This is a genomic window from Ruegeria sp. BC7 (genome assembly GCF_056539165.1).
In genome coordinates, this window is sequence record NZ_JBQFUL010000008.1 from 125,315 (window position 1) to 137,972 (window position 12,658).

Here is a 12,658-nt window from a genome sequence, read left to right on the forward strand (position 1 = left end):
GACCAGATGGTCAAGATGTCGCGGGTAACAGCGACCGTCTATCCTGCGGAGCCGTCCAGTCGACCTCTGGCCCCAGCGGGACAATACCCAGAGGATTTCTCAGCTCGGATGGTGAGAAATACCCTGCCTTATAGATGTCTGGCTTGACTGTCCGCCCGATCTCGGGTCGTGCATAGAGATCTCGCGCGTATCCCCACAGGTTTGAGTAGTCAACCAGTCGCCGCAAATTGCAGCGGAATGCATAGTGATACGCCACATCAAAGCGCGCAAGCGTCGGAAACAGGCGCAGGTCGGCTTCGGTCAGAACGTCACCGCAAAGATAGCGGTTGGCTTCCAGATGCGATTCGATCTCGTCCAGCATGGCAAAGACGTCCTGAAACCCGGCTTCATACGCCTCTTGCGTGCGCGCAAACCCGGCGCGATAGACGCCATTGTTCAGGCGCGGGTAAATCTTTGCGTTCCAGTCGTCGATCTGGTCCAGCTTGTCCGGCGGGGCAAGGTTCGGGCCATAGCCTTCAAGCGTGCCCAGCATCCTCACCAGATCGGCGGATTCATTAGACACAGCGCGGCTTTCGGCGCGGTCCCACAGCAGGGGCACCGTGATCCGCCCGGTATAGGCGGGATCAACCTTGGCGTAGACCTGATGCAGCGCGGTGACGTTGAACAAACGGTCGGAATACTCACCCTCGGCGTCATAGACCCAACCATCGGGCGTTCGGCGCGGACGCGCGTAGGCAACCGAGATTACATCCTCCAGACCCTTGACCGCTCGGGTCAGCAAAACCCGATGCGCCCAAGGGCAGTTCCACGCGGCATAAAGATGGAACCGACCCGGCTCAAACGGGCCGTCCGGCAGCGCGTTGCGGATGGTCGACGCCTGACGGCGGTATGCGCCGTCAAGCCTTGTGTCCGGGGCGGGGTCTTCCGTGTGATAGACCCCGGCGATCATCACACCCATGCGGTCAGTTCACCGTCACCCAGCGCAGGATAAAGAAGTTGTCCGGGCGCTGCGTCAGCTCAACATTGCTGCGCGTGCCCCAGACCAATGGCTGCACGTACATCGGAACATAGACCTGTTCGTCCTGATAGATCTGGGTAACTTCGTCCAACATGGCCTGACGTTTGGTTTCGTCCAGCTCCGATTGAATCATCGGCAGCAGTTCATCCACGCGCGGGTTCGAGTATCCACCGAAATTCCAGCTACCCAGCTTCTTTTCTTCGTTCGGCGTGGCCACGAGGAAACGAACGGGGTGCTCGGCGTCGAAGGTGCCCGGGCTCCAACCCAGCAGGTACATGTCGTAATTGTCCTCGCGCAGTTCCGGCCAATAGTTGCGGACGGGCATGGCATCCAGTTCTGCCGTGATCCCGATTTGCGCCAACATGCTGACAATCGCCTGACAGACGGCTTCGTCATTCAGATAGCGGTCATTGGGGCATTTCAGGCCAAACGAGAACCCGTCGGCATAACCCGCCTCGGCCAACAGCGCCTTTGCCCCTTCGACATCAAAGGCCGGGCGGTCGGCATTGGCGGCGGAATATCCGCTCATGGCCGGGCTGACCAGTTGCGAGGCGGCCTCGGCGTTGCCACGCATGATCGTGGCAAGAATGGCGTCGACATTTACGGCCTGTGCAATGGCCTGACGCACACGCACGTCACGGAACGGGTTTGGGTTGCCCGCGTCATCAGTGTATTTCAATGCCTCGGCTTCGTGATCAAAGCCCAGCATGATCACGCGCGCCTCGATCCCCTGAATAACGTCAACATCGCCATTTTCCTTCAGGCGCGCCACGTCCTGAATGGGGACGGGGTTTATCATGTCCACATCGCCCGACAGCAGCGCCGCCACAGCGGTCGCGGGATTCTGGATCGGATTGAACTCGGCGCGGGTGATGTTGTGCTCAACCTCGCCCCACCAGTCGCCATGCGGCTCTAACACGGTCTTTAGCCCCGGTTCCCGCGCGGTCACTTTGAACGCGCCGGTGCCATTGGCGTTGATCGTTGCAAAGTTGCCGGACTCCTTGTCGGGCACGGCCGCGTCATTCGCTTCGGTCCAGCCCTGATCCATGATCATCCAGTTGGCGATTGAGGACGGAAACAGCGGATTGGGTGCAGTGGTCATGATGTCGACGGTGTAATCGTCAACCACAATCACCTCGCTGACCGGCGCGAACCAACTGCGGGTATCGGCGGCCTCGCCCGAGGCGCGCTGATAGCTGAACAGCACATCCTGCGCATCAAAACTGCTGCCCTCATGAAAGGTCACACCCTCACGTAGCTTGAACCGCCAGCCGTCGCCTTCACCGATCGGCTCCCAGCTTACGGCCAACGCAGGCTCGACCGTCATGTCCTTGCCGCGCCGCACCAGCCCTTCGTAGACATTGTTGAGAAAGCCCAGAACCGGAGCCGAGTTGACGGCGTGCGGGTCCATTGTTTGCGGATCGGTGGTCGAGGCCCATTTGAACTCGGCGGCCTGAACGCTGGTCGCAGCCAGCAGAGCCAGGCCAATGGCGCTGTTTCTGAGGATCATTGTGATGTCTCCCTGTTTTCTGCGGCTGAGTGTTCTTGGTTTTTCGCGTTGGCGCAAGGAATTCTCAGACCGGCTTCAAAACAAAACAGGGCGCGAAAAATCGCGCCCTGCCTGATCACGTATCAGAGTGATTTAGTTCAGCGTGAAATACTTGAACTTAGCGGTGTCATCCGGTGCAACGCCCGTGCCGACATTCGACTTCATACCCCAGTTCAGAACCTGATGGTGGATCGGGATGTAAAGCTGTTCATCCTGAACGACCTGCCAGATTTCAGCAATCTGCTTGTCACGCTCGGGCAGGTTGGTTTCCGATGCCAGCGAGACGATTTTGGCGTCCAGATCCGGGTTGGAATAGCGCGTGCCGTTCCACGAACCGTACTTCTCGCCCTTGGTATGAACCAGGAAGTTGAAGATGTATTCGGAATCGTAGGTCGGAACACCCCAGCCCAGCATGTAGAAGTCGGTTTCCAGGTTGTTGATCAACGGGAAGTGCTGTGCCTTCGGCTTGGCATCCAGGTTCACCGTCACACCGATCTGGGCCAACATGCCGACAGCCGCCTGACAGATCGCCTCATCGTTGATGTAGCGGTCATTCGGGCAGTTCAACGTCAGAGAGAAACCGCTCGGGTATCCGGCTTCGGCCATCAACGCCTTGGCTTTTTCGATGTCAGTGGTCGACGAGCTGTCCATGCCCTCATCCCAGCCGTTCACGAACGGGGGCGAGATCATCCCGGCCGGAGCCGACTGGCCCCGCATCACAACTTGCTTGATCGCATCGCGGTTGATCGCCATCGACATCGCCTGACGCACACGCACGTCGGACAGGGGGTTCTTGCCGTCCACGTTGTCCGAGGTCAGATCCGCATCGCCCATGTTCATGCCGAAGAAGATAACCCGGTTCTGCGGCGCGGTACGCACGTCCAGACCGTCGGTGCCCGCAACACGCTCGAGGTCTTGCACCGGAACGTCCTGAATGAAATCAACCTCACCCGACAGCATGGCCGCAACGCGTGTAGCTGCGTTCTGAATCGGGGTGTAGATGATCTCGGTCACCTGCATGGGGAATTCGTCTTTGCCCCAATAGTCTTCGTTGATCGACAGAACCGTCTTAACGTCAGGCTCGCGGCTGATCAGCTTGTAGGGGCCGGTGCCGTTTGCGTTCTTGGCTGCATAGGTGTCTTCGCCGCCTTCATAATCCTGCACCTTGACGGCGTTGTTCGCCTCGGCCCAGTCCTTGTCCATCATGAACATGTTGGTCAGGTTGTTGGGCATGATCGGGTTCGGACCATCGGTCTCGATCTCGACGGTGTATTTGTCGGTCGCGCGCACCTCTTTCACCGAGGCCAGCAGTTCCTTGTAGTCCGAATCCGGCGTCATCGCGCGGTTCAGCGAGAACACGACGTCGTCGCTGTCGAACTCGGCACCGTCGTGGAAGGTGACGCCTTCACGCAGTTTGAACACCCAGATGTTCGGGTTTTCTTCGGACGGGCCCCACTCGGTCGCCAGAGCGGGCACCATAGCGCCCGTCATGTCGCGCATGACCAGCGGTTCCATGATCTGGTGCGCCAGAGCCGAGGTCGGGCCTTCGTTCTGCGCATGCGGGTCCAGCGTCAGTGCATCACCAGCACGCGCCCAGCGCAGGGTTTCCGCCGATGCGCCTGCCGCCATCATTGCAGTCGCGCTGGCGGCAATCATCAGGTTTCTTAGGATCATTGTTTTCTCCCCAGTTTTCGTTAACGCCGTCGTTTCAACGGCCGACCTTTTCTTTGGTCTTGGTGAACCTGATCATCCAGATCATTTTGACAGTTGCAACAACAGATTGTGCGCGAACCGAATTGTTGGGCCGTCAATGCGTGTTTTGCTCAAATCAATATCGTGATCCACGCTGAGGGCGTCAGGGCAATCCGGCAGCGTGGCCAAGTTGCACGACCAAGAACCGGTAAGGATTTCCTGCGGTTGCATTAAATTTACAAGCGGCCAACTATCCTTGGAGCATTTCGGCTTCTTGGATTGGGGACATTCAGTTCGTGTCGTACTTACTGTCGGGAGAACCCTGCCCATGACGAATTTCACCAGAAGGGCCGCCCTGTTTGCCGCCGGGGGGCTTGCGGGATGGGGGGTTTCGCGTTGGTTAGGCTCTGATTTGCCGGTTTATGACGGGACAAACCGAGCTGTTGCCTCTACGTCCGACACCATCATGAATGACGCCAGCGGGCTGTCTCCGACGCCGGTCAACAAACATCTGGTTCTGACCGAAGACGCCGGGGACAGGCTGATTGCAGCGCTTCGCAACGAACTTGCCGAGGCTCGCGCCGAGGGTCGCCCTGTCAATGTGGGTGCAGCGCGCCATTCGATGGGTGGGCAGGCCATTCCGCGCAACGGGACGGCAATTACTTTTGACAATGGTGCTGTGCAAATCGACAGCACAGCCCAAACCTACCGCGCGCATGCCGGTGCGCGCTGGTCGCAAGTGATTGCCGCGCTGGATCCGGCAGGGTGGTCGCCCAAGGTGATGCAGTCGAACCACGATTTCGGCGTTGCGGCCACGTATTCGGTCAATGCCCATGGCTGGCCCGTACCGTTTGGTCCGATGGGCTCAACCGTTCGGTCGCTGCGGATGCTCCTGCCATCCGGAGAGCTGGTGACATGCTCGCCCACCGAAAACACCGACCTGTTCAATCTTGGTATGGGCGGGTACGGCCTGATTGGGATCATCGTCGATATGGACGTTGAAATGGTTCCCAACACCCGCTTGTCTCCGTCCTTTGATGTGATGGAAGCGCGAGACTTCGCGGCGGCTTTTCAATCTGCGATCGACGACCCGGCGGTCACGATGGCTTATGGGCGGCTCAACGTAGAGCGCGAGACGTTTTTTGAGAAAGCGCTGCTGATCACCTACCGCGAAACCGCTGACCAAACCGATTTACCACCGGCGGTGGGCTCGGGGTGGATGTCGCACGCGGCCAGCCGCCTGTATCGGGCGCAGTTGGGAAGCGAAGCGTTCAAAAGCTTCCGCTGGTGGAACGAAACAACGCTTGGCCCGGCACTGGGCGGCGGCGACGCGACCCGCAATTCCCTGATCAACGAACCGGTCGTCACACTGGATGACCGCGACCCGGACCGCACCGATATTCTGCACGAATACTTCGTGGGCTTCGATGCGTTCGACGATTTCCTGACCGCCTGCCGCGAGGCGATCCCCGCCTCGTATCAAGAGTTTCTGAACGTCACCCTGCGCTATGTCGCGCAGGATGATCAGGCGGTTCTATCTTTCGCGTCCGAGCCCCGGATCGCCGCTGTAATGTCGTTCAGTCAAGAGATGACCCAACGCGCCGAGGCGGACATGACCCGGATGACGCAGGCTCTGATAGACCGGATCGTCGAGATCGGAGGAGCATATTACCTGCCCTACCGCCCGCATGCGCGGCTGGATCAATTAACCTCGGCCTATGCGCGGGCACCGGAATTCGCGCAGGCCAAACGCCGGCTGGACCCCCAGCTTGTGCTTCGGAACAACCTTTGGGACAGCTATCTGGGGCAACTATGACAAATCTACAGAAACTCTGCCTTGTATATTTCGTCGCGCTGATGATCGCGGCATCGCTGAACTATGTCCCCGGCCTGACGGACGAAAACGGGCTGGCGTTCGGGATCTTTGCGTTGGATATCTACGACGACGCGCTGCACGTCGCCTCGGCGGTCTGGGCGTTGGTGGCCGGGCTGTGGTCGCACCGGGCCGCACGCACCTTTCTGATCCTGTTCGGGCTGGCCTATCTGGGGGATGGCGTTTTCGGGTTTTTCACCGGCTATGGCTATCTGGATCTGGGCATCTTCACCAACGCGTCCGCGGGAATTGACCTGTCGATGGGGCGTATCTTTGCAAACCTTCCACATCTGGCGCTTGGCGGTATCGCGGCTTGGGCCGGTCTGCGAGATATCAGGAGAACGGCATGAGATTTCTTCTGCGCTGGATGCGCCGACTGGTTCTGCTGATTGTGGTCGTCGCACTCTGCTTGGTTGCCCCGATCATCTATGTCGAGACAAGCTGCAAGGGAACCGCGCAGTTTCAGCCCTATGACGCCCTGCTGCCGCCCGAACACCACCGGTCTGAGACCCGGACGCTGATGACCTATCCGGAATGGCACATCGTACACGCATATGAGGATTACGCCGAGGTTCTGCGGCAGGGTGATCCGCATGACTATGGATTCTGGCAGGGGATCACGGGATTCTGGAGCTCGCTCTGCGCGCTGTCGCAAAGCGCATCGGCTCATGGCGAGGTGGATGCTGCGACCAAGCAGATGATCTATGTCATCGGCACCAGTTTCACGGCCGAGCTTGCTCTGAAAGCTGCGTATGAAGAGACGTTGGGGCGTTTGTTCACAGCATTGCGCGGACCACAACGTGCACCGCTGGATGATCTGTCGGCGCGACAAGCCGCAGAGTACGCCCAGTTTCTGCAACAGGTGCCTTGGTACAAATGGCCCTTTGCCGAGGATGCTCAGGACCTGTTGAACCAGTCCAGCGGATCACTGCGCGACAGCGAGCGTGCGATCGCCTTGGGGCTCGAATACTCGGTCAAGGACGGCTATGCCGGTCTTATCGAACAGGCGGTCGGTCAGGTTGGCGCGGATGAGCTGACCCTGCGCATGATCGTCACCGGGCCTGAAAACCTGCTCGCTTACCCGGACGTGCAAGTCGTCAGCTCTGGCCCCGACGGGATCGAGATTGAGACGCCCCGGTATCGCGAATTAACCAACCTTCTGGTCGATATGGCGCGCAATGGCGTTGATCTGGTCGAAATCGCGGGGAATGATGACATCATGTTCACCGCCCTGTCCGATCAGCCAACCGAAGAAGGTGCGGTTTTCAGTGCTCCGCGCCAGGGATTTGACGACTATCGCCACCTGATTGTGGTCAAAGTCCCGCAGCTTGCCGAACGGCTGCGCCAGTTGGACGGCTCTGGCCTGACGCTGGAACATATTCATGACTATTAGGTCCGTTCTGATCGCCCTGCCCCTTTTGGTGCTGGGCTGGCTATCGACACTCATGGTCGTAGCTTTGCTTACGGACGTAGCACCAGCCTATGTAGTCCTGTTGCCGCAGGACACGTTGCTGGACGGACTGCCCGAGGATACAGCGGTTCTGGCAGCCTCAAGGCTGAGTGTGACGGTCGCCTCAGAAGCGCCCGGCTTTGCCAAATCGCTTTATGCCAGCGGCGCGCGCTTGGTTCTGCCGGCGGGCCTGCCGGGTTGCCTGCCCTTGCCCAAGGTCTGACGTTTACTCTTCAAACGGCACACGTGCCTCGTCCAAAGTCCTTTGAACGGAAGGCAGGTTCAGCGTGTGCGTCACCGGGGCCGAGCGCGAGATCACCCGCCCCTTGCGCACCACGGCCAGACGATGGGCGCGCAGGCGGATCGCCTCGATCGGGTCGGCGGCCTGCAACAGCACGAAGTTCGCGTCACAACCCTTGGCGACGCCGTACCCCTCAAGCCCCATGATCCGGGCCGAGTTCTGTGTCACCGCATCAAAGCACCATGTCATATCGGCACGGCTGGACAGTTGCCCCACATGCAGGCCCATAAAGGCCACATCCAGCATGTCGGCCTTGCCCAGCGAATACCACGGGTCCATCACGCAATCCGACCCAAAGCCCACAGTTATCCCCGCATCGCGCAACTCACGCACTCGGGTCTGTCCCCTGCGCTTGGGATAGGTGTCGTGGCGGCCTTGCAGCATGATGTTGATCAGAGGGTTCGGGATCGCATGTACCCCGGCCTCGACCATCAAGGGGATCAGCTTGGACACATAGTAATTGTCCATCGAATGCATCGAGGTCAGATGCGAGCCCGCAACCCGTCCATTCAGACCCAAACGCTGGGTTTCATAGGCCAGCGTTTCGATATGGCGGCTGTGTGGATCGTCGCTTTCGTCGCAATGCATATCGACCATCAAGCCGCGCTCGGCCGCGATTTCGCACAACAGACGCACGGATTCGGCCCCATCCGCCATGGTGCGTTCAAAATGCGGGATGCCGCCCACCACATCCACGCCCATATCCAGCGCGCGGATGGTGTTCTGCATCGCCGTCGGGTCACGCAGCACACCGTCCTGCGGGAAGGCCACCAGTTGCAGGTCAAGGTAATCCTTCACCTGTTCGCGCACCTGCAACAGCGCCTGCACGCCCTTCAGCTCATCATCGCATGTGTCCACATGGCTGCGGATCGCACCGATCCCCTTGGCCACGGCCAGTTCGCAATACCGCAGGGCGCGTGCGACGATGTCGTCGACCGATTGCAGCGGCTTCAACTCTCCCCACAGCGCGATCCCCTCAAGCAGAGTGCCCGAGACATTCATGCGCGGATTACCCAGTGATAGGGTCGCATCCATGTGAAAATGCGGATCGACAAAGGGGGGTGAGATCAACTGACCTTCGGCGTCTATGACCTCGGCGGCATCTGCGGTGATCCCGGCCTCGACCGCTGCGATCTTGCCGTCGGAGCAAGCGATATCCATCCCGGTCTGACCGTCCGTCAGTGTGGCGTTTTTGATAAGCAGATCGACCATTTTCAGCGTTGACCTTTGAACCATGGGGTAAGCAATGCCCTTGGATAATCCGCCGAGCGTGCGGCGATCACAAGGGCGATGATCGACAGGACATAGGGCACCATCAGGAAGACCTGACCGGGTACCAGCGCGCCAACCTCGGTCTGCAAGCGAACCTGTAGCGCGTCGAACGCACCGAACAGCAGCGCGCCCAGCAACGCCTTGCCCGGACGCCAACTGGCGAAAATGACCAGCGCGATACAGACCCAGCCGCGCCCATTGACCATGCCAAAGAAAAAGGCGTCAAAGGCGCTCATGGTCAGGAAGGCTCCGCCCAGCGCCATCAAAGCAGACCCAACGACAATGGCCCCGATCCTCAGCCCATAAACCGACAGACCCTGCGCATCGACGCTGTCGGGGTTGTCGCCCACGGCCTTGATCGCCACGCCCAGCGCGGTGCGGTTCAGCGCATACCAGACCACCGCCACCAGCAGCAGCGCCAGCCATGTCAGCGCCGTTTGTTGAAACAAAACAGAGCCTAAAAAGGGCAAATCGGACAGAATCGGAAGGTCCAGCGGCTGAAATGGCTCGATCCTTGGCGGTGACGACACGTTCGGCAGCGCCGTGCGATAGGTATAGTAACTGACCGAGGTCGCAAACAACGTGATCCCCAGCCCCGAGACGTGTTGCGACAATCCCAGCGGCACTGTGAGGATCGCATGGAGCAGGCCAAAGAATGCCCCTGCCAGCGCCGCGACCAACACGCCGCCCCACAGGCCCGCGCCCAGCCAGACGGCCATCCAGCCGCACATGGCACCAACGACGAAAATCCCCTCGATCCCGAGGTTCAGCACGCCTGCGCGTTCGCAGATCAGCGCCCCCAGAACGCCAAAAATCAGCGGTGTCGCGATGCGCAGGGACGCGGCCCAGAAACTTTCGGACAACAGAATGTTGAGGATATCCATCATGACGCCGCCCTCGCGGTGCTGGCCCGGACAATTCGATAGCGGGCGACAAACCCGCCGACCAACACACAGAGCAATGAGACCGAGACCACCAGATCAGCCAGAAAAGACGACACGCCCATCGCACGGCTCATGCTGTCGGCGCCCACAAAGACCGAGGCGATGAACAGCGCAGCAATCACCACGCCCATTGGCGAAAGCCCCGCCAGCATCGCCACGACAATGCCGGTATAGCCAAAGCCCGGCGACAGGTCGGCGGTCAGGTACCCTTTCAGACCCGCGACCTCGCTCACGCCCGCAAGCCCCGCCAGTCCACCCGACAGGATGGCCACGCCGAACAGCGACCGGTTCACGTTGATCCCTGCATGGCGCGCGGCGGCGGCGTTTTCCCCCACTGCGCGCAGTTTGAAGCCCCAGACAGAACGCGCCAGCATGAATTGGGCCAAACCCGCCAGTATTAGAGCCAGAACAAGCCCCGAATGCACCCGCATCCGCTCCATCAGTGGTGGCAGCATTCCCTGATCCAGAACCGGTGCCGATTGCGGCCAGCCCAGCCCCATCGGATCCTGCAACGGCCCTTCCAACATCATCTGGACGAAAATCAGGATGATGAAGTTCAACAATAGCGTCGTCACCACCTCATCCGCGCCAAAGCGGGTTTTCAGATAGGTCGGTGCAACCATCCCCGCCGCCCCTGCCGCTGCGCCCATCAGGACGATCAGCGGTAACAGCAGGACGCCCGAGATATCCAGCACCCCCGACCCGATGGCCACCGCAGCCATCGCGCCCAGATACAACTGACCCTCGGCCCCGATATTCCACAGCTTGGCGCGAAAGGCCAAAGCCGCGGCGAGGCCGGTGAATATTAGCGGCGTGGCGCGTGTCAGCACTTCGGAAAAGGCAAAGACGGACCCGAAGACGCCCCGGAACATCTCGGCATAAGCGGCGATCGGGTTCGCACCGGCGGCCAACAGCGGGATTGCGGCAAACCCCAGTGCGATCACGGCCGACAGAATGGGAACGCCCAACGTAAAAGCCCGCGATTGGGTCTGACGTGGTTCAATGCGGATCATGCCGGTTCTCCTGCCATCATCAGCCCGATCTGTTCACGGTCGCGCCCCGGTGCCTCGTGCAGTTCTCCGTCGCGGATCACGACGATGCGGTCCGCAAGGCTCAGCAATTCGTCGAGATCCTCGGAAATCAGCACCACGCCCGCACCCCGCGCCCGCGCGTTCAGCAGGCGTTTGCCCACTTCGGCCGCGGCACCCATGTCCAGGCCGCGTGTCGGCTGATTGGCCAGGATGAGGCGGGGGGAAAGGTCGAAGACACGCGCCAGAATAAGTTTCTGGATATTGCCCCCGGACAGCAGGCGCGCAGGCGCATCCACGCCCGGCCCGCGCACGTCGTAGGCTTGGGACAAACGCTCGGCGTTGTCCTGGATGTCTTCGCGGCGCAACAACCCGTATGACTGAACCTCGGGGTCGTTCAACCGTTCGATGACCATGTTTTCAGCCACGCTCATGGCGCCGACGATGCCCTCGTGGTGGCGATCTTCGGGGATACGGCCAACCCCTGCACGCACCATCTTGGCCGGAGTGGGAGAGGTGATTTCGACCCCGTCCACCTTGATTAGACCCTGTTCGGGGCGCGCAAGACCTGCGATGACATTGGCCAGCCCGCTCTGCCCGTTGCCGGAAACCCCGGCGATCCCCAGAATTTCATGCGCGTGTACCGTCAGGTCCACCTCTGTCAGCGTATCGCGTTTGGACCGGCCCGCGACCGATACGCCCGACATGGTCAGGACCGGATCACCGGGCGTTAGGTGTGACCCGGCAAGCTCGGGCGTTTCGGCACCAACCATCATCTGCGCGATCGACTTTTCGTCCGCTTCGGATGTGGCCATCTCTCCGACTTTCTGCCCATGCCGCAGAACGGCAATGCGATCCGAAAAGGCCAGAACTTCTCGCAGCTTGTGACTGATAAAGATGACCGACAGCCCTTCTGCGGTCATCAGGCGGATGTTTTCAAACAATGTATCCGCTTCTTGCGGGGTCAAAACGGCGGTTGGTTCGTCCAGCACCAGAATACGGGCATTGCGATACAGCGCCTTGAGGATTTCCACCCTTTGCCTTTCGCCCACCGACAAACGACCAACCGGCGTATCAAGGGGGGCAGACAGGCCGCTTTGCGCCATGATGCCTTCGATCCTGCGCCGTGCCGCGCGTCGGTTGCGGCGCAGGGAAAGCAGGGGTTCCGATCCCAAGGTTATGTTGTCGAGGGCCGAGATATTCTCGGCCAGAGTGAAATGCTGGTGCACCATACCCACGCCAGAGGCCAGCGCCACCTGCGGGTGGCCCAGCGGCAGAGGATGCAACACCCCGCCTTCGTCAGCGACTTCGATCGAGCCCGCATCGGGCAGGTAGTGCCCGAACAGCATATTCATCAGCGTGGTCTTGCCCGCGCCGTTTTCGCCCAGCAATGCCAGAACCTCGCCTTTGTTCAGGGTCAGGCTGACATTGTCATTGGCGATGACCGGGCCGAAATGCTTGCTCAACCCGTTGAGTTTCAGAACCGTGGAATCCGTCATTGGAGATACGGGCCGGTTTTGGAACCGGCCCG

At 60.2% G+C, this 12,658-nt stretch carries 11 protein-coding genes; 4 read left to right on the forward strand and 7 right to left on the reverse strand.

Translation table 11 applies throughout. The annotated features are described in order from the left end of the window. Positions 1–10: 10 nt before the first annotated feature. The 3 genes from ACR0KS_RS17295 to ACR0KS_RS17305 form a co-directional block, all read right to left on the reverse strand. Complete coding sequence (locus ACR0KS_RS17295) at positions 11–958, reverse strand: glutathione S-transferase C-terminal domain-containing protein (RefSeq protein ID WP_170567460.1); 948 nt, start codon at positions 956–958, stop codon at positions 11–13. A 4-nt stretch (positions 959–962) separates the two neighbouring features. Beyond that, complete coding sequence (locus ACR0KS_RS17300; RefSeq protein ID WP_170567458.1) at positions 963–2,528, reverse strand: ABC transporter substrate-binding protein; 1,566 nt, start codon at positions 2,526–2,528, stop codon at positions 963–965. A gap of 132 nt (positions 2,529–2,660) precedes the next feature. Next, on the reverse strand, positions 2,661–4,241 hold the full coding sequence (locus ACR0KS_RS17305) for an ABC transporter substrate-binding protein (protein ID WP_170486167.1): 1,581 nt from the start codon (positions 4,239–4,241) through the stop codon (positions 2,661–2,663). A gap of 346 nt (positions 4,242–4,587) precedes the next feature. Between ACR0KS_RS17305 and ACR0KS_RS17310 the strand changes: the two genes are divergently transcribed. Genes ACR0KS_RS17310 through ACR0KS_RS17325 form a run of 4 tightly spaced genes read left to right on the forward strand, consistent with a single transcriptional unit; the run spans position 4,588 to position 7,805 of the window. Next, positions 4,588–6,075 carry an FAD-binding oxidoreductase gene (locus ACR0KS_RS17310; protein WP_170567456.1) on the forward strand — a complete coding sequence of 496 codons (1,488 nt, stop codon included), beginning with the start codon at positions 4,588–4,590 and terminating at the stop codon, positions 6,073–6,075. Further along, a complete protein-coding gene (locus tag ACR0KS_RS17315; protein WP_170567454.1) occupies positions 6,072–6,482 on the forward strand; it encodes a DUF4383 domain-containing protein in 411 nt (136 codons plus the stop codon). The genes ACR0KS_RS17310 and ACR0KS_RS17315 overlap by 4 nt, the downstream gene beginning before the upstream one ends. Beyond that, complete coding sequence (locus tag ACR0KS_RS17320; protein WP_170567453.1) at positions 6,479–7,525, forward strand: hypothetical protein; 1,047 nt, start codon at positions 6,479–6,481, stop codon at positions 7,523–7,525. Before ACR0KS_RS17315 ends, ACR0KS_RS17320 begins: the two co-directional genes overlap by 4 nt. Next, a complete protein-coding gene (locus tag ACR0KS_RS17325) occupies positions 7,515–7,805 on the forward strand; it encodes an SGNH/GDSL hydrolase family protein (RefSeq protein WP_170567451.1) in 291 nt (96 codons plus the stop codon). The genes ACR0KS_RS17320 and ACR0KS_RS17325 overlap by 11 nt, the downstream gene beginning before the upstream one ends. 3 nt (positions 7,806–7,808) lie before the next feature. On the opposite strand, the gene ACR0KS_RS17330 is transcribed toward ACR0KS_RS17325, so the two are convergent. The 4 genes from ACR0KS_RS17330 to ACR0KS_RS17345 are packed head-to-tail and all read right to left on the reverse strand — an operon-like array spanning position 7,809 to position 12,626. Beyond that, on the reverse strand, positions 7,809–9,095 hold the full coding sequence (locus ACR0KS_RS17330) for an amidohydrolase family protein (protein ID WP_170567449.1): 1,287 nt from the start codon (positions 9,093–9,095) through the stop codon (positions 7,809–7,811). A gap of 2 nt (positions 9,096–9,097) precedes the next feature. Continuing rightward, a complete protein-coding gene (locus ACR0KS_RS17335; RefSeq protein WP_170567629.1) occupies positions 9,098–10,039 on the reverse strand; it encodes an ABC transporter permease in 942 nt (313 codons plus the stop codon). Then, positions 10,039–11,109, reverse strand: a complete 1,071-nt coding sequence (locus ACR0KS_RS17340) for an ABC transporter permease (protein ID WP_480693284.1) — start codon at positions 11,107–11,109, stop codon at positions 10,039–10,041. Before ACR0KS_RS17340 ends, ACR0KS_RS17335 begins: the two co-directional genes overlap by 1 nt. Next, the gene (locus tag ACR0KS_RS17345; protein WP_170567445.1) at positions 11,109–12,626 is read right to left on the reverse strand and encodes an ABC transporter ATP-binding protein; all 1,518 of its coding nucleotides are present in this window, start codon (positions 12,624–12,626) and stop codon (positions 11,109–11,111) included. The genes ACR0KS_RS17340 and ACR0KS_RS17345 overlap by 1 nt, the downstream gene beginning before the upstream one ends. Positions 12,627–12,658: the final 32 nt, after the last annotated feature.